This window comes from Nocardia sp. GTS18 (assembly GCF_013839555.1).
Lineage (GTDB): Bacteria > Actinomycetota > Actinomycetes > Mycobacteriales > Mycobacteriaceae > Nocardia > Nocardia rosealba.
Genome location: NZ_JACBIU010000026.1, coordinates 42,117 through 59,279, shown reverse-complemented (window position 1 = coordinate 59,279; position 17,163 = coordinate 42,117). Strand labels below are relative to the sequence as shown.

General features: G+C 68.1%; 12 protein-coding genes. 7 read left to right on the top strand and 5 right to left on the bottom strand.

Annotation, left to right across the window (positions count from 1 at the left end; translation table 11 throughout):
- Positions 1-304: 304 nt before the first annotated feature.
- The 6 genes from HYG95_RS19090 (at position 305) to HYG95_RS19065 (ending at position 9,117) form a co-directional block, all read left to right on the top strand.
- Entirely contained in the window at positions 305-4,015 is a 3,711-nt protein-coding gene (locus tag HYG95_RS19090; RefSeq protein WP_181699597.1) for a nitrate reductase subunit alpha, read from the top strand.
- A 10-nt stretch (positions 4,016-4,025) separates the two neighbouring features.
- Positions 4,026-5,714: a nitrate reductase subunit beta gene (gene narH, locus HYG95_RS19085; protein ID WP_181699628.1), complete on the top strand. Its 1,689-nt coding sequence runs from the start codon at positions 4,026-4,028 to the stop codon at positions 5,712-5,714.
- Complete coding sequence (narJ, locus tag HYG95_RS19080) at positions 5,711-6,391, top strand: nitrate reductase molybdenum cofactor assembly chaperone (RefSeq protein ID WP_181699594.1); 681 nt, start codon at positions 5,711-5,713, stop codon at positions 6,389-6,391. The genes narH and narJ overlap by 4 nt, the downstream gene beginning before the upstream one ends.
- Positions 6,388-7,143, top strand: coding sequence for a respiratory nitrate reductase subunit gamma (gene narI, locus HYG95_RS19075; protein WP_181699592.1), 756 nt, complete (start codon positions 6,388-6,390; stop codon positions 7,141-7,143). Before narJ ends, narI begins: the two co-directional genes overlap by 4 nt.
- A gap of 69 nt (positions 7,144-7,212) precedes the next feature.
- The gene (locus HYG95_RS19070; protein ID WP_181699590.1) at positions 7,213-8,376 is read left to right on the top strand and encodes an NADH:flavin oxidoreductase; all 1,164 of its coding nucleotides are present in this window, start codon (positions 7,213-7,215) and stop codon (positions 8,374-8,376) included.
- 93 nt (positions 8,377-8,469) lie between these two features.
- Complete coding sequence (locus HYG95_RS19065) at positions 8,470-9,117, top strand: maleylpyruvate isomerase family mycothiol-dependent enzyme (RefSeq protein ID WP_370465843.1); 648 nt, start codon at positions 8,470-8,472, stop codon at positions 9,115-9,117.
- Between the two features lie 77 nt (positions 9,118-9,194).
- Here HYG95_RS19065 and HYG95_RS19060 read toward each other — a convergent pair whose 3' ends face one another.
- The 4 genes from HYG95_RS19060 to HYG95_RS19045 all read right to left on the bottom strand — a co-directional run bounded on the left by HYG95_RS19060 (position 9,195) and on the right by HYG95_RS19045 (position 13,855).
- The gene (locus HYG95_RS19060) at positions 9,195-9,539 is read right to left on the bottom strand and encodes a hypothetical protein (RefSeq protein WP_181699588.1); all 345 of its coding nucleotides are present in this window, start codon (positions 9,537-9,539) and stop codon (positions 9,195-9,197) included.
- A gap of 130 nt (positions 9,540-9,669) precedes the next feature.
- Positions 9,670-11,322, bottom strand: coding sequence for a class I adenylate-forming enzyme family protein (locus HYG95_RS19055; RefSeq protein ID WP_181699587.1), 1,653 nt, complete (start codon positions 11,320-11,322; stop codon positions 9,670-9,672).
- The gene (locus HYG95_RS19050; RefSeq protein ID WP_181699586.1) at positions 11,319-12,488 is read right to left on the bottom strand and encodes a serine hydrolase; all 1,170 of its coding nucleotides are present in this window, start codon (positions 12,486-12,488) and stop codon (positions 11,319-11,321) included. The genes HYG95_RS19055 and HYG95_RS19050 overlap by 4 nt, the downstream gene beginning before the upstream one ends.
- The gene (locus HYG95_RS19045; RefSeq protein WP_181699585.1) at positions 12,485-13,855 is read right to left on the bottom strand and encodes an NAD(P)/FAD-dependent oxidoreductase; all 1,371 of its coding nucleotides are present in this window, start codon (positions 13,853-13,855) and stop codon (positions 12,485-12,487) included. The genes HYG95_RS19050 and HYG95_RS19045 overlap by 4 nt, the downstream gene beginning before the upstream one ends.
- 80 nt (positions 13,856-13,935) lie before the next feature.
- Between HYG95_RS19045 and HYG95_RS19040 the strand changes: the two genes are divergently transcribed.
- Positions 13,936-14,580 (top strand): TetR/AcrR family transcriptional regulator, encoded by a 645-nt coding sequence (locus tag HYG95_RS19040; protein WP_255495531.1) that lies wholly within the window; start codon positions 13,936-13,938, stop codon positions 14,578-14,580.
- A 3-nt stretch (positions 14,581-14,583) separates the two neighbouring features.
- Here the strand turns inward: HYG95_RS19040 and HYG95_RS19035 are convergent, their stop codons facing one another.
- Entirely contained in the window at positions 14,584-17,142 is a 2,559-nt protein-coding gene (locus HYG95_RS19035) for a LuxR C-terminal-related transcriptional regulator (protein WP_181699583.1), read from the bottom strand.
- Positions 17,143-17,163: the final 21 nt, after the last annotated feature.

Here is a 17,163-nt window from a genome sequence, read left to right as displayed (position 1 = left end):
CGCAGGTCACTTCGGGTGTGTAAACAAATGTAAACCGTCCGAGAACCCGTCGTTTCCGAAGCATCACCGCCTCGGCGCCGAAGCGCCTCGCGAGCGTCGGAAAAGGCCGGTCAGGTGCGGGTTTCCCCTGGTCGTGGCGGGTGCTGCGGGTGAGCGGCTGGTTACGGGGGTGACCAGCACATTTCGCCCACCTCACAACGCACAAAGGCCCGATCCGGGGTGTGAGAAGTTCGTTTTGCCCGGCCGGATCGTCTCCTTACAGTTGGCCTCAACAGCCCGATTTCACAAGCTCGAAGGGGGCGTCGTGGTTAATTCGCGCACTCATGGTCCGTCGCCCACCGATTTCGGTGACAGTCTGCTGACGCTCGGAAAGTACTTTCAGCGCGGTGAGGTTTCCGCGGATCAGCGTTCGGTGTTCAAGGTCGGTGGGCGCGATGCCGATGCGTTCTACCGGGACCGGTGGTCGCACGACAAGGTGGTGCGCTCCACCCACGGCGTGAACTGCACCGGTTCGTGCTCGTGGAAGATCTACGTCAAGGACGGCGTGATCACCTGGGAGTCCCAGCAGACCGACTATCCCTCGGTGGGCTCGGACAAGCCCGAGTACGAACCGCGCGGCTGCCCCCGTGGCGCCTCGTTCTCCTGGTACACCTACTCCCCCGCCCGCGTGCGGTACCCGTATGTGCGCGGCACCCTGCTCGACCTGTACCGCAAGGCCAAGGCCGAACTGAAGGACCCGGTGCTGGCCTGGGAGTCGATCGTCGAGGATCCGGTCAAGGCCAAGGCGTACAAGAACGCCCGAGGCAAGGGCGGATTCGTGCGCGCCGAGTGGTGGGAGGCGGCCGAAATCGCCGCCGCCGCACATGTTTACACGATCAAGCAGTACGGCCCCGACCGTGTGGCCGGGTTCTCGCCGATTCCGGCGATGTCGATGGTCAGCCACGCCACGGGTGCCCGTTTCGTGTCGCTGCTCGGCGGCTACATGCTCTCGTTCTACGACTGGTACGCCGACCTGCCGGTGGCCTCACCGCAGGTGTTCGGTGACCAGACCGACGTGCCGGAGTCGGCCGACTGGTTCGACGCGGGCTACCTCATCATGTGGGGTTCCAACGTCCCGGTGACCCGAACCCCCGACGCGCACTACATGACCGAGGCGCGGTATCGCGGCCAGAAGGTCGTGGTGGTCTCCCCCGACTACGCCGACAACACCAAGTTCGCCGACGAGTGGGTGGCCGCGCGCCCCGGTACCGACGCGGCGCTGGCGATGGCGATGGGGCACGTGGTGCTCAAGGAGTTCTTCCTGGAGAAGCAGACTCCGATGTTCCTGGACTACATCAAGTCCTACACCGATTTGCCGTACCTGATCTGTCTCGACGAGGCGGCGGATCAGGGCGGCGCCCTTCCGGGCAAGTTCTTGACGGCGGCCGATCTGGGCCACACCGACGAGAACGCCGCACACAAGCCGGTGCTGCTCGATCAGGCCGGAAACCCGGTGGTGCCCAACGGTTCTCTCGGCCACCGTTTCAACGAGGCGGACGCGGGCAAGTGGAATCTCGACCTCGAAGGGGTCGACCCGCTGCTCACCCTGCTCGGCCATTCCGACGAGGCGCCGACCACCATCGCGCTGCCCCGCTTCGACACCGACACCGCGGCACCCATCATCCGTGGCGTGCCGACGAAAACCGTTGCGGGCAAACGGGTCACCACGGTCTTCGACCTGCTGCTGGCCCAGTACGGCCTCGGCCGCGACGGCCTGCCCGGCGACTGGGCCAAGGGCTACGACGACGCAGAGTCGCCCTACACCCCGGCCTGGCAGGAAACCATCACCGGCGTGCCCGCCGTGCAGGCCGCACGCATCGGCCGCGAATTCGCCGACAACGCCGAACGTTCCGGCGGCCGTTCGATGATCCTGATGGGCGCGGGTACCAACCACTGGTTCCACTCCGATCAGATCTACCGCGCGTTCTTCACGCTCACGCTGCTCACCGGCTGCCAGGGCAAGAACGGTGGCGGCTGGGCCCACTACGTCGGCCAGGAGAAGTGCCGTCCGGTAACAGGTTGGGCCACACTGGCTTCGGCGAGCGACTGGCAGCGCCCGCCCCGTCAGATGCAGGGCACCGTGTTCTGGTACCTGACCAACGACCAGTGGCGCTACGACCCGTTCACCTCGGACTCGTTCGCGTCCCCGCTGGGCAAGGGCAAGTTCGCCGGTCGCACCGCCGCCGACAACATCGCGCTGGCGAGTCGTCTCGGCTGGATGCCGAGCTACCCGACGTTCAACCGCAACCCGCTGGACATGGCCGACGAAGCGGCTGCTGCGGGCAAAACCCCCGGTGAGCACGTGGTCGACGGCCTCAAGTCCGGCGACCTGCGCTTCGCCTGCGAAGACCCCGACGCCCCCGAGAACTTCCCGCGCGTACTCACCGTGTGGCGGGCGAACCTGCTCGGCTCCTCGGGCAAGGGCAACGAGTACTTCCAGAAGCACCTGCTCGGCTGCGGCTCCAACCTGCAGACCACCGACGCCACCGGTGTGCGCCCCCAGGAACTGGAATGGCGTGAGGAAGGCGCCGAGGGCAAGCTGGACCTGCTGCTGGCCCTGGACTTCCGCATGACCAGCACCACCCTGTTCGCCGACATCGTGCTGCCCGCCGCCACCTGGTACGAGAAGCACGACCTGTCCTCCACCGACATGCACCCCTTCGTGCACGCCTTCTCCCCCGCCATCTCCCCGCCGTGGGAGGCCAAGACCGACTTCGAGGCGTTCCACCGCATCGCGCGCGGATTCTCCTGGCTGGCCGAAAAGCACCTGGGCACAAGGAAAGACATCGTCGCGGTGCCGTTGCAGCACGACTCGCCGGATGCGCTGGCGCAGGCGGGCGGCAAGGTGCTGGACTGGAAAGCCGGTGAGTGCGAACCGATTCCGGGCAAGACCATGCCCAAGATCGTCGAGATCGAACGCGACTACACCAAGATCGCCGAGAAGCTCGCCGCGCTCGGTCCGCTGGTCGACACGCTCGGGGTGACCACCAAGGGCATCACGACCTACCCGGACAAAGAGGTGGAATACCTCGCGGGCAAGAACGGCACCGTGGTGTCGGGGATCGCGGCCGGGCGGCCGTCGCTGGCCAAGGACACCTTCGCCGCCGAGACGATTCTCGCGCTGTCGGGCACCACCAACGGGCGTCTCGCGGTCGAGGGTTTCCACCAGCTCGAGCGCCGTACCGGCACGAAACTGGCCGACCTCGCCGCCGAGGCCGAGGGCAAGCAGATCACCTTCGCCGACACCCAGGCGCGTCCCGTTCCGGTCATCACCTCCCCGGAGTGGTCGGGCAGCGAGAGCGGTGGACGCCGGTACTCGCCGTTCACCATCAATGTGGAGCGGCTCAAGCCGTGGCACACCCTCACCGGGCGTCAGCACTTCTACCTCGACCACGACTGGATGATCGAACTCGGTGAGCAACTGCCGATCTTCCGTCCGCCGCTGGACATGTCGGCGCTGTTCGCGGAGCCGAGCATCGGCAATGTGAGCGGCAACGGGCTCACCGTGCGTTACCTGACCCCGCACTCGAAGTGGTCGATCCACTCGGCCTACCAGGACAACCTGCACATGCTCACGCTCTCGCGGGGTGGTCAGACGATCTGGATGTCGGATGTGGACGCCAAGAAGATCGGTGTGGCCGACAACGATTGGATCGAGGCGATCAACCGCAACGGTGTCGTCGTGGCCCGGGCGATCGTCTCGCACCGCATGCCCGAGGGCACGGTGTTCATGTACCACGCTCAGGACCGCGCGGTAGACGTGCCGCGCATCGAAGGCGCCGAGGACACCACCAAGGAAGCCAAGGGCAAGCGCGGCGGTATCCACAACGCACTCACCCGGGTGCTCATCAAGCCTTCGCACCTGATCGGCGGCTACGCCCAGCAGTCGTTCGCGCTGAATTACCACGGCCCCACCGGAAACCAGCGCGACGAGGTCACCACCATTCGCCGCCGCAACCAGAACGTGGAGTACTGACATGCGCGTTATGGCTCAGCTCGCCATGGTCATGAACCTGGACAAGTGCATCGGCTGCCACACCTGCTCGGTCACCTGCAAGCAGGCGTGGACCAATCGCGGTGGCACCGAGTACGTCTGGTTCAACAATGTGGAAACCCGTCCGGGACAGGGCTATCCGCGCCAGTACGAGGACCAGGAGAAGTGGAAGGGTGGCTGGACGCTCAACAAGCGCGGCAAGCTCACCCTGAAGTCGGGGTCGCGGTTCAAGCGGTTGATGAACATCTTCGCCAACCCGGATCTGCCGACGGTCGACGACTACTACGAACCGTGGAGCTACGACTACGACAACCTACTGTCGTCGCCGCCCACCGACACCACGCCGGTCGCCCGGCCGAAATCGCTGATCACCGGTGAGGACACCAAGGTCACCTGGGGTGCGAACTGGGACGACGACCTGGGTTCGGGCCCCGAGCAGGTCGGCAAGGACCCCTTGCTCGGCAAGCTCGAGGACAAGGTGAAACTGGAGTTCGAAGAGACCTTCATGTTCTACCTGCCGCGCATCTGCGAGCACTGCCTCAATCCCTCGTGCGCCGCGTCGTGCCCGTCGGGCGCGATCTACAAGCGCGAGGAAGACGGCATCGTGCTCGTCGACCAGGACAAATGCCGTGGCTGGCGGCAGTGCATCACCGGCTGCCCGTACAAGAAGATCTACTTCAACCACAAGACGGGCAAGGCGGAGAAGTGCACCTTCTGCTACCCGCGCGTGGAGGTCGGCATCCCGACCGTGTGCTCGGAAACCTGTGTGGGCCGGCTGCGCTACATCGGCGTGATGCTCTACGACGCCGACGCCGTGCTCGAGGCGGCACAGGTCACCGACCCGCAGGATCTGTACACCTCCCAGCTCGGAGTCTTCCTCAACCCGCACGACCCGCGAGTGATCGCCGAAGCGGAGAAGGCCGGAATCTCACCGGAATGGATTGCCGCCGCGCAGGATTCACCGGTGTACAAGCTGATCGTCGACTACCAGCTCGCGCTGCCGCTGCATCCGGAATACCGCACCATGCCGATGGTCTGGTACGTGCCGCCGCTCTCGCCGGTGGTGGATGTGCTCACCGAGACCGGCCACGACGGCGAGGACGCGCGCAACCTGTTCGGCGCCATCGATGCCCTGCGCATTCCGATCGGCTACCTGGCGGAGCTGTTCACCGCCGGTGAGATCGGCCCGGTACGCGCCTCGCTGCAAAGGCTCGCCGGGATGCGGGCTTTCATGCGGTCGGTGAACCTCGGTGAGGAACCCGATACGGGTATCGCGCCCTCGATCGGGCTGGAGCCCGAGGAGATCGAGGCGATGTACCGGCTGCTCGCCATCGCCAAGTACGAGCACCGCTATGTGATCCCCAGCGGCGCGACTTCCCGTGCGCACGAGCTGGATTCGCTGGCCACCGGGTGCAGTCTCGACACCGACGGCGGGCCGGGTATGACGGCGTTCGACCAGGTGGTGGAGAAGTTCTCCCTCGCCGACACGAATCAGGCCGCACCGGAGGAGAAGTCGGGGCGGATCAACCTGCTCAACTGGGACGGTCGCTCCACCGCGGGCCTGCTACCCGGCAGCGACAACGGCAACGGTAACGGCCACACCGGCAACGGCGCCGGATCCGGTGGTGGCGGCAACGGCGCCGCCACCACCGACCCGGCCGTCAGTGGGGTGCCGCAATGAGTCTGCTCTCGATCCGGCGGCGACCCGAGCCCGTCCTCGCACTGGCCGAGCACGAGCGGCGCATGGTCTGGCGCCTGGCCGCGCTGCTGCTGGACTATCCCGGCGAACAGACCCTGGCCCTGCTCGACCAGCTCGGCTCTGCCGCAGCACAATTGCCCGACGAGGTGCGCGTCCATTTCGAGCCGGTACTCGCCTACCTGCGCGACACCCCGGACATCGAGGTCGCCCAGAGCTACGTCGAGACCTTCGACATGCGTCGCCGCGCCAGCCTGCACCTGACGTTCTACGCCTACGGCGACACCCGCAAACGCGGCATGGCACTGCTGCGTTTCAAGCACGCCTACCGCCAGGCCGGCGCCGAACTCGGCGACGAGGAGCTGCCCGACCACCTGCCGGTGCTGCTCGAGTTCGCCGCCACCGTCGACCCGATCGGCGGTGAACGCCTGCTCGGCGAGCACGTGCCCGTCTTGGAACTGCTCCGACTGTCGCTGGGCGACAACAACTCCCCGTACTCGGGTGTCCTCGCGGCCGTCCTGGCGACCCTGCCACCGGTGACCACCGCCGACCGCCGCCGCATCGCCGAACTCGCCGCCCAGGGCCCGCCCGAGGAAGAGGTCGGCCTGGAACCCTTCGCCATGGACCCCGCCCTCTTCGACGCAACAGAAGGCCGCCGATGAACGCCACCATTCCGCTTCCCGAAGGCCTGTGGCTGATCCTGCCCTATATCGCCGCGACTTCCTTTGTGCTGGGCCATGTCTGGCGCTACAAGTTCGATCAGTTCGGGTGGACCACGCGGTCCTCGCAGATCTACGAGTCCAAGCTGCTGCAGCTGGGCAGTCCGCTGTTCCACTTCGGCATGCTCGGGGTGTTCGGCGGACACGTGATGGGTCTGCTGATTCCGCAGTCGTGGACGGCGGCGCTCGGGATCTCCGAGCACACCTATCACCTGGTCGCGGTCGGCGCGGGGTCCGTCGCTGGCCTGATGGTGGTGGCCGGAGTCGCCATCCTGTGTTACCGCCGCATCGTCGTGCCCGCCGTGCGCAAGGCGACCAGCCGCAACGACATCATGATGTACACGCTGCTCACGTTGGCGCTGGTCACCGGGCTGCTCAACACCTGGGGCTCGAACCTGCTGTGGGGCACCTACAACTACCGCGACACCGTGTCGCCGTGGTTCCGCAGCCTGTTCACCATCAACCCGGAGCCGGGGCTGATGGTCGGTGTGCCGTGGACCTTCCAGCTGCACGGACTGGTGGTGCTCGCCCTGGTCGCGGCTTGGCCGTACACCCGGCTGGTGCACATGTTCAGCGCGCCCATCGGCTACCTCACCCGCCCGTACATCGTGTACCGGCGCAAGGAAGTGGACACCAAGGACAAGACCCGTTTCGCCAAGGCCTGGGACGCCCCGGTGACTCCCGATCGCTGGTAGGTCACCTTTTCGCCCGGTGAGCGGGCGATACCGTTGCGGCCCGTAATTGAAACGTGTTTCACTTCGGGGATGAGCGATGTCCTCGCGCCGGCCCGCCTCGGTCCCCTCACCCTTCGTAACCGCGTGCTCAAGGCGGCCACCTTCGAAGGGCGCACCCCCGACGCGCTGGTCACCGACGAGCTGGTGGAGTTCCATCGCGAGGTCGCCGCCGGTGGAGTGGCCATGACGACGGTCGCCTACTGCGCGGTCGCGCCGGGTGGGCGCACCGATGCGCAGCAGATCTGGATGCGGCCGGAGGCGGTGCCGGGGCTGCGGCGGCTCACCGATGCCGTGCATGCCGAGGGCGCGGCGGTGAGCGCGCAGCTCGGGCACGCGGGGCCGGTGGCGAACGCGCGGTCGAACCGGGCGCCCGCGCTGGCGCCGAGCCGGATGTTCAATCCGCTGGGGATGCGGTTCACCAAGGTACCCGACGCGCTCGCCATCGCCGAGGTGGTTCAAGCGCATGCGCGGGCGGCGCGGTTGGCACGGGAGTCCGGATTCGACGCCGTCGAGGTGCACCTCGGCCACAACTACCTGGCCAGCGCCTTCCTGAGTCCGCTGCTGAACCGCCGCCGCGACGAATACGGCGGTTCGCTGGTGAACCGGGCACGGGTGGCGCGGGAACTGGTGCGTGCCGTGCGCGACGCGGCGGGCGACGACATGGCGGTCACCGCCAAACTCACCATGGAAGACGGTGTGCGCGGGGGTTTCTCGATCGAGGAGTCGCTGCGGGTGGCGCGCTGGCTACAGGACGACGGTGCCGTCGACGCCATCGAACTCACCGCGGGTAGCTCCCTGCTCAACCCGATGGCCATCTTCCGTGGCGACGCACCGCGCCGGAACTTCGCCCGTGCCCTGCCGATTCCGGTGCGCTGGGGTTTCCAGCTCGTCGGCGGCAAATTCCTGCGCGAATACCCTTATCGCCCCGGCTATCTGCTCGACAAGGCGCGGCGCTTCCGTGCGGAGCTGACGATGCCGCTGATCCTGCTCGGCGGCATCACCGACCTGGCGGGTGCCGAACAGGCCCGCGCCGAGGGCTTCGATTTCGTCGCCATGGGCCGGGCCCTGCTCCGCGAACCCGATCTCGTCCGCCGCTGGCAGTCCGACCGGGCGACTCCGTCGCTGTGCACGCATTGCAACGAGTGCGTGCCGACCATCTACTCGAAGACCCGCTGCGTGTTGCGAACCTCCTGACCGATAAATTCGCGGCGTTCACGTCGTCTGCATCATGGGACGTCGGCTCGGCACCACGGCGCCCGGTGATCGAGCGTGCCACGGAGGTTTCACGTGCCCGATTCCCGTGCCGCGCTGTGGGCGCTGACGCACGCCGAACGCGCCGCTCTCGCGGACGACCTCGCCCGCCTCGACGACGACCAGTGGAGTTCGCCGTCGCTGTGCGGTGCGTGGACTGTCGAAGACGTGGTCGCGCACCTCACGGCCGGTGCGAGTACCGGCCGGATGTGCTGGCTGGTGAGCGTTCTCGCGGCGCGCTTCGACTTCGACAAGCACAACGAGCGGCGCAAGGCCGAACACCTCGGGACGACACCGGCCGAAACCCTCGAACGGTTCCGGGCGATCGTCGACAGCACCACCGCACCTTCGGGCGATACCGCCGCCTGGCTCGGTGAAATCGTGGTCCATGCCCAGGACATCCGCCGACCACTCGGGCTCACCACCACCCCGTCTATCGAGGCGACCACCGCCGTCGCCGAATTCTTCGCCGGGCGCGACTTCACCGTCCCCAGTCGCACCCTCATCGAAGGCCTCCGCCTCGAGGCGACCGATGGTCCCTTCACCCACGGCACCGGGCCGCTGATCCGCGGAACGACGATCGCGCTGACCATGGCGATGGCGAGCCGAATCGCCTACTGCGACGACCTCACCGGCCCCGGCCTCCCCACGCTGCGCGACCGCATCACCGGCAACGAGAACTGAATCGACGCAGGTCCCGGCCGAGGCGATCGGCCTTTCCCCGACACCGCGCTTTCGTCCCCGCAGTGTCGGGCAGGATGTCAGGCTTCGGCGCCGAGAGCTTTGCGAACGGTGTCGAACCAGGCCTGGGTACCGGCCAGGCCCGCTTCGATGTCTTTGCGGCCGCCGTGGAAGCCGAAGAGTTCGGCGGCGTAGCGGCTGAGGACGGTCCCTTCCGACTCCTCGAGTTCGGTGAGGACGTCGAGGTCGCCGAGGAGGTAGGCGACGGCCGCGACCTGGCCTGCCGTCCACTCGGGGCGGTGGGTGTCCCAGCCGTCGGCGCGGACCGCGCGGGCGCGGGTGAGCAGGTCCTCGCGCAGGGCGTCGCGGTCGGCGTCGGTCGGCTTGCGCGGTTTACCCCAGCTGATCCGTTTCGCGTCAGACATGTCGGTCCTCTCGCTGCTGTGCGCGGGGCAGGTCGGAGCGACCGCCCGTTGTCAGCTCAGCGTCGCAGATCGACGCCGAGCCATCGCGCGCCGGGCCGCCACGGACACGAACACAGCCGCCGCCGCACCCCTACACCGCGAGGTCGCGCCGGGTCACCTTGCCGGTCGCATTGCGCGGCAACGCGTCGGAGGTGATCCGCCAGCGTGCGGGCACTTTGAAGTAGGCGAGCCGGGCGGTGAGGTACTCGCGCAATTCGTCCTGCTCGACCGCGCCCGGTTCGGCGACGACCACGGCCGCCACTTCTTGGCCCAGGTCGGGGTGCGGCACGCCGAAGACCGCGCAGTCGGTGACCGAGGGGTGTTCGACGAGGACGTTCTCGATCTCGGTGGGGTACACGTTCTCCCCACCGCGCAGGATCAGGTCGGTCCGTCGGCCCGACACGGTGAGCCTGCCGTCGGTCATCGTCCCGAAATCACCTGAGCGCAACCACCTTCCGTGGTCGAGGACCTCCGCTGTCGCGGATTCGTTGTTCCAGTACCCGAGCATCACGTACTGACTGCGAATGAAGATCTCGCCTTCGGCACCGTCGGGCAGCACCGCGCCGTCGGGGTCACGGATCTCCACCGACACCCCGATGATCGGCCTGCCGACCGACCCCGGGTCGGCCAGCAGATCCAGCGGTGTCGCCACGGTGGCGGCGGTGCCGCTCTCGGTGAGCCCGTAACTGGTGGTCAGCGACAGCGGAACTCCGGCGAGGTGTTCGCGCAACCGCTCGAGCAGGGCGGGCGCCGAGGGTGCGGAGTTCAGTGACAGTGCCGCGAGCGTCGACAGGTCGTACCCCGACACGTCGTGGTCGAGCAGGCGGGTGGCCATGGTCGGCACCGCCGCCCAGTTGGTGACCCGTTCACGCTGGACCAGGGTCAGCACCCGGTCCACGTCGAAGGCGCCGTGTGGGAACACCGCCGCCGCACCGGTGGCCAGGCGCGGGATCACCAGATTGTGCAGGCTGGCGATGTGGAACAGTGGGGCGGTGACCAGATAGCGGCGCTCGCTCGGGCCGTCACCGACCGGCTGACCGGTGAACGCGGCCTGCATCGCATCGGTGAAACGGTGGTATTCCGTGATCGCCAACAGGTTTCGCTGGGTATGCACCACGCCTTTGGCGCGCCCGCTCGTGCCGCTGGTGTACAGGATGACGGCCGGGTCGTCCTCTGCCACCTCGGTTTCCGGCATCGCGGCACCCCGGTACTCCGCGATGAGGGCGGGCAGGTCCTCCTCGAAGGTCAATACCGGCACCTCGCTGCCGGTCTCAGCCAGCCGCGCAGTCCTTTTCGCGTCGGCGACCACCACCTTCGGGGTGGTGTGGCCGAGTGCGTAGGCGATTTCCGGCGGCGCCCACCAGGCGTTGTAACCCACCGGGACGGCCCCGAGACACTGCGCCGCCCAGAAGCTGACCACCCAGTCGGGGCCGTTGGCGGCCAGGATCGCGACCCGGTCGCCCTTGCCCACGCCGTGGCGTCCGGCCAGTGCGGTCGCCAGCGCACCGACAGCCGCCGCATGCTCGGTGAAGCTGACCCGGCGGTCCTCGGTGACGAGATAGTCGCGATCACCCCAGGTCAGGGAGTGCTCGAGCAGCTCACGCAGGCTGCGCCGCCGACGCGCGAACACCGGCATCGGCGCGCCGAGCACCTCCTCGACCGTCATCTCGAAGGGCGCGCCGGGCGTGGTGAGCCCGGCCGCCACCTGCGCGACGAACACCTGGGGGTCAACGGCTTCGGTCATGAGGTCCTCCCTCGAGAACGGTCGGTTCCGGCGACCGCGTCGAAGACCGCCTTCAGATAGTTGTCGCAGCGGTCCGATCCGATTACGCCCGGCGCCATCCGATTCATGGTGTAGGCGAAGGTGATTCGGCGATCCAGGTCGTTGACCACCATGGCGCCGCCGTAGCCCGCCCACCAGCAGACCCGGCCGTCGGGAATGTGCGGGTAGGTCTGGGGACGCGGCAGCCCGTAGCCGATGCCGAACCGCAGCGGAGCGAGCAGCGCCAGGTCGAGGCCGTCGGCCTGTTCGCGGAAGATCGACTCGATCGTGGCGGGCGAGAGGAACCGCCTGCCACCGAGCTCGCCACCGCACGAAACCAGGGACTGCACGCGGGCGACCGAACGCGCGTTGCCGTGCCCGTTGACCGCCCCGAGCTCGGCGGAACGCCAAGCGGGAGTCGCTGTCTCGGCGATATCGAGCAGCGGGCTCGTCAGCGTTTTGACGAGAATGCTGTCGGGGTCGAGGGCGGACATGTCGAATTCGCGTTGCGGCGGCGCGACCAGTGTCGCGATCCGGTCGGCGTGCTCGGGTCCGGTGCCGATGTAGAAATCCGCACCGAGCGGCCCAGCCAGCTCGGCGGCGAAGAACTCACCGAGGGTGCGACCGGTGATGCGCCGCACCAATTCCCCGACCAGATGCCCGTAGTTGAGGGCGTGATAGCCCGAGGCCGTGCCGGGCTCCCACCACGGTGGCTGAGCGGCGAGCCGGGCGGCGGCGGCTTCGGTGTCGTAGATGTCGGCGAGCGCGATGGGCCGTTCCCAGCCCGAGACGCCCGAGGTGTGCGACAGCACGTGGCGCACCTCGACACGGTCCTTGCCCTCGGCGGCGAACTCGGGCCAGTACCTGGCCACGGGTGCGTCCAGGTCGAGGTCGCCGCGATCCACGAGCAGCAGGGCGCACAGCGCGGTCATCGTCTTGGTCACCGAGAAAACGTTCACCAGGGTGTCGGCCTGCCAGGCAACGGTGCGATCGGGATCGGCGTGACCACCCCACAGGTCGAGGACCGGATCGCCGTCGACCGTCACGCACAGCGACGCGCCGAGCTCTGCGCCCGTGGCGAGCTGCTCGTCGAATACCGCTCGCACCTGCGCGAAGTCGTCCCGGCAGAAGCCCGCTGCGCGCGTCATCGGCTGGCCTCGGCCTGAGTGCGGGCGGGTACCGGCAACGTATTGCCCGCGGCCGCGGCACGTTTGGTCCCGCGCTCGAGCTCCTTGGTCAGGCCGCGGACGTACGGCTCGAATTCGACCTGGATGGTGTGGCGCGGCGAATCGTAGTACCGGCCGGCGCGGGCATCGAGCCGCTCGTCGACCTCGGCGTCCATCTCGGCCCGCGAAGGCAGGTGATAGCGGCCGGTGAGGTAGGCGGCGACCAGCTTGGTCTGCCGTTCGGCGAAGTTGACCAGCGTCGGAGTCGGTTGTGCCAGACCGAGATAGAACAGATTGTCCACCGCGGGTCGCATCATCATCTGGAACAGCGGGAACCGGTTGTCGGTATCCGGCACCAGCGACGGATCGGTGAAGAACGGGAAGCTGATGTGATAGCCGGTGGCGCACAGCACCACGTCGACCTGTTCGCTCGAGCCGTCGGCGAAATGGACGGTGTCACCGTCGAGCCGGGTGATGGCGGGTTTGCATTCCACATCCCCGCAGCCGGCGCGGTGCAGGAATTCCTCACTCGCCGACGGGTGCGCCTCGAACGGTTCGTGATCCGGTGCGGGCAGACCGTAGTTCTGCATCAGACCGCGATTCTTGCGCACGAAGCGCTGTTTGAGTTTCAGCGCGACCTTCGGCGGCATCCACTTGGGCATCGACCGCCGGTCACCGACCTGGCCGCGCACGTATTTCGGCAGCACCCACACACCGCGCCGAGCCGACACGAACAGCCGTTCGGCCAGGAAACGCTGGGACAGTTCCGAGGCGATATCGAGCCCGGAATTGCCCATGCCGACCACTACGATGCGCTTGCCACGCATGTCGATGGGATCGAACGGGTCGTTGTAGGCGTGGCTGTGCATGAGCACACCGTCGAAATCACCGGGGTAATCCGGCATCCGGGGGTCCCAGTGGTGGCCGTTGCAGACGATCAGGGCGTCGAAGACCTCGGTGTCACCGGCCGCCGTCACCAGCCAGCGGCCGTCGTCGGCCCGCTCGGCGGCGGTGACCAGCGCGTTGAACCTGATCCGGTCGCGCAGGCCGAAATGGTCGACGTAGTCCTTGAAGTACTGGTGCAGTTGCGAATGGTGCGGAAAGTCCGGCCAGTCCGCGGGCGCGGGGAAGTCCTCGAACTGCAAGCGGTACTTGGACGTATCGATGTGCAGGCTCTGATAGCAGGCCGACATGCCGTTGGGATTGCGGTAGTACCAATTGCCACCCACCTCGTCGGACGCCTCGTAACAGACGAACGGAATGCCGTACTCGGCAAGGCGTTTGGCCGCCGTGATACCCGACGGGCCCGCCCCGATGACGCAAACCCTCGGCAGCTCCGATGTATTCATGCACGACTCCTCATCGACTCACGCTCGCCGACGTGACCCGCACCACACGATAGCGGTTCGCTGGACACAGCGTCCAGCGAATGAGCATGCCGTCTACGATGGGCCTCATGTCGCCGGAACCCACCGCCCAGCGGGGCTCGCTGCGTGAGGAACACAAGCGCCTGACCACGGCACGCATCGTCGACACCGCGCGCACGCTGTTCGAGACCCGCGGCTATTCCTCGGTCCGGGTCGACGACATCGCCGCCGCCGCGGGCTGCAGCCGGGCCACCTTCTACCTGCACTTCGCCGGTAAACCCGAGGTACTGCGCGCCATCGCCAACCAGGGCACGCTCACCAGCGTCCGGATGGTCTACGCCGACCTCGACCGCGTGCTCACCACCGGATCGCGCGCGGCGTTCGCGGACTGGATGGCTCGCGCCATCGACTGGTTCTTCGTGAACAAGGACATGCTGCCTGCCTGGGACGAGGCCACCGCGGTGGAACCGGAATTCCGCAGGCTGGCCCGCGAGGGGATCATGACGCTGGCCGACAGCATGCCGGACTACCTGGCCCGCTGGCCCGAGGACCGGCGCGACGAAGCCCGGTTACGGATCGAACTGCTCGTCGCCCAGCTCGAGCGGTTCTTCACCCGCTGGGCCATGCAGGGCACCATCGACGTGACCGCCGAACAGGCCGCCGAAGTCCTCACCGACGTCTGGTTCCCGGCGCTGCGCGCCCCGTGAAACTCAGAGCAGGCCGACGCACCGCGCCTGCGCGATGGCCGCACCGCGCGCGTTCACACCGAGCTTCTGGTAGATGCCACGCAGGTGTGTCTTCACCGTGTTCACCGAGACGCCGAGGTCGGCGGCGATGCTGGTGGCGGTCAGCCCCGACGGAAGACGGCGCAGCACAACGAGTTCGGTGTCGGTGAGCCGTGGTGCGTCGGCCATGGCGCCCCGGTGGGCGCGCACGTGGTCGACGAAGGCGTCGTAGCGACCGAAGTGCGAACCCAGCCGGTCGAGCAGTTCGGCGGCACCGGGCACGTCGAGGAACGGGCGGATCAGGTGTTCCCCACTCGCGTGGGCCAGGGCCTGCTCGAAGGCATCCTCGACCTTGCGCGGGCGATCGAGATGATCGGCGGCGACCGCGATGAGCAGCCACGCGGCCACGGCCTGACCGTCGGTGACCTCGCCCACCAGCGGTGTCAGCAGCGGCAGGACAGCGGCCGGGCGCTGGGTGTGCAGGGCGAGGGCGGCTTCGGCCAACTGGGTGTCGACGGTCTTGCCGAGCACCCGGGTCGCGTGGTCGACGAGGGCGCGTGCCTCGACCTTGGCATGCACCCGCAGCAGCAGCCACAGCACCTCGGTGACGAGGTTTCCGGCGCCGAGCAGCGCCGGGGCATCGTCGAGCAGGTGGTGCAGGCGTCTGCTCAGCATGGTGGCCGCGGCGGCACGGTCGACGGTGTCGTCGAAGGTGAGGACGCCGATGACGATGCGGGCCTGTCGCAGCAGGGCCGGCGTGGTCAGGTCGTCGGCCGACAGGTCGGGCAGCGGCTTGCCGTAAGCGCAACCCTGCCGGTGCGCGCCGTAGGCGGCGGTCACCCGGGCCATCGCGGCCTCCGACGACCCGGTGAGCCCGTAGCGATCAGCGCATTCGAGGGCCTGTGCGGCCAGCACCCGCAGCTCGCCGACCCGGCCCGTGATCCCCGATGCCGCCGCGACCGCGGTGCGTGCCCGTACCGCGACGCGTCCGAGTCCTGCCTCCTCGGCGTACACGACCGCATGCCGCAAAGCCGCTGTGCCGCTGACGATCCGGCCGCCGAATACTTCGGCCGCACCGCAGTGCAGCGCCACATAGCAGTCGAGATCGGTTTGCCCGGTGACCGGCGGCAACGGCCATCGCATGGACGCCGAATCACCCGCCAGCACGGCCACACCGGCGCTCACCGCATGATCGAGGGCGGCGATCCACTCGGCCGGAACCAGTGCCGACCCCGGCCACGAACCCACATGGGCCGCCTCCAAATACACTTCCGCCGCGGCGATCTCACCGTCTTCCACCGCGACGGCGGCGCGCAGCAACCCGACGAACGTGTCGTCCGACAGACCGGGTACCTGATCCAGAGCGTGCAACAGCAGATGCCCCCTGCCGTCGAGCACCAACCGTACGCCCCACTCCCACAGGAACGACGCCAGCCCCGGCGCACCCGGTTCGGCGAGCACATGGTCCAGTGCGCACCCGGGCAGGGCGGCGCCGGTGAACCACTCGGCGAGGTGACGGTGCAACCCCGGCAGGCGTTCGGCCCTGGTGTGCGCGGCCTCGGCCAGCAGGTAGGCGCGCAGCAGCGGGTGATAGGTGTACCAGAGCTGTCCGTCGGTGGCGACCGTGTGCAACGGGAAACTGGCACGCAGTAGTTCGTCGAGGATGCGCGACGCGTCCAGGCCGAGCAGTTCCTCGGCCATCGGCAGACAGAACCGGGTGGGAACGGCTGTGGTGAGCAGGAATTCGACGGTGCGTGGGGGCAGCGTCTCGATGAGTTCGGCGAAGAGGAAGTCGGCGACCGCGTGGGTCGGTGCGGCAAGCGCGGTGAGGGCGGTGCTCCGGTCGTCGGTGCCCAGCGAGATGGCGGCGATCCGGACCAGTGCGGCCCAGCCGCGGGTGAGCTCGTGCAGGGCGGCGAGTTCGGTGTCGTCGAGGTGGCAGTCGTGCTGGGCCAGCAGCTGGGCGACGCGATCCGGCGGCATGGCCAGCTCGGTCGCGCCGAGGCGGGTGAGCCTGCCCGCCAGGTCGAGCACGTGCCAGCGCAGCGGCGGTTCGAAACGGCCACCGAGCAGCGCGGTGATCTTCGGCGGCAACCGGGTGAGCAGGTACTCCAGACCCGCGAGTTGCAGCGGGTCGGTGAGCAGGTGGACATCGTCGATGACGAGGACCGTCTCCTCGGTGTCGGCGAGTGCGGCGACGAGGTCGGCGGCACGATCGGCAGGCGTGCGAAGGACACCGTCGGGAACGGTCGCGGCCGTCGGGTCGAGCGCGCGGGCGACGGCGGCGAGCAGGTCGGCGCCGGGGCTGGTGCTCACCGTCAACCAGGCCAGCCGCGGCGCGGGTCGAGCGGTGTTCACCCAGTCGACCATGGCCACGGTCTTGCCGCTGCCTGCCGGTCCGCACACCAGTACGACGTGCCCAGGCGCGGTGCGGGCACTGTCGAAGGCCGCGGTCGCCGCGTCACAGCGGACGGGAGCGAAAGACAGTTCGGGAACTCGGTCCTCGGTCCCACGGCCGGCCACAGCTATCGCGGAGCGTGCCATCACGAGCCTCCTGAACTCGAG

What these genes read in the sequence shown, in the direction of transcription:
- narH (WP_181699628.1), top strand. Translation starts at nt 4,026, where the DNA reads ATGGCTCAGCTCGCCATGGTCATGAACCTGGACAAGTGCATCGGCTGC.
- narJ (WP_181699594.1), top strand. Translation starts at nt 5,711, where the DNA reads ATGAGTCTGCTCTCGATCCGGCGGCGACCCGAGCCCGTCCTCGCACTG.
- narI (WP_181699592.1), top strand. Translation starts at nt 6,388, where the DNA reads ATGAACGCCACCATTCCGCTTCCCGAAGGCCTGTGGCTGATCCTGCCC.
- HYG95_RS19070 (WP_181699590.1), top strand. Translation starts at nt 7,213, where the DNA reads ATGAGCGATGTCCTCGCGCCGGCCCGCCTCGGTCCCCTCACCCTTCGT.
- HYG95_RS19060 (WP_181699588.1), bottom strand. Translation starts at nt 9,539, where the DNA reads ATGTCTGACGCGAAACGGATCAGCTGGGGTAAACCGCGCAAGCCGACC.
- HYG95_RS19055 (WP_181699587.1), bottom strand. Translation starts at nt 11,322, where the DNA reads ATGACCGAAGCCGTTGACCCCCAGGTGTTCGTCGCGCAGGTGGCGGCC.
- HYG95_RS19050 (WP_181699586.1), bottom strand. Translation starts at nt 12,488, where the DNA reads ATGACGCGCGCAGCGGGCTTCTGCCGGGACGACTTCGCGCAGGTGCGA.
- HYG95_RS19045 (WP_181699585.1), bottom strand. Translation starts at nt 13,855, where the DNA reads ATGAATACATCGGAGCTGCCGAGGGTTTGCGTCATCGGGGCGGGCCCG.
- HYG95_RS19040 (WP_255495531.1), top strand. Translation starts at nt 13,936, where the DNA reads ATGAGCATGCCGTCTACGATGGGCCTCATGTCGCCGGAACCCACCGCC.
- HYG95_RS19035 (WP_181699583.1), bottom strand. Translation starts at nt 17,142, where the DNA reads ATGGCACGCTCCGCGATAGCTGTGGCCGGCCGTGGGACCGAGGACCGA.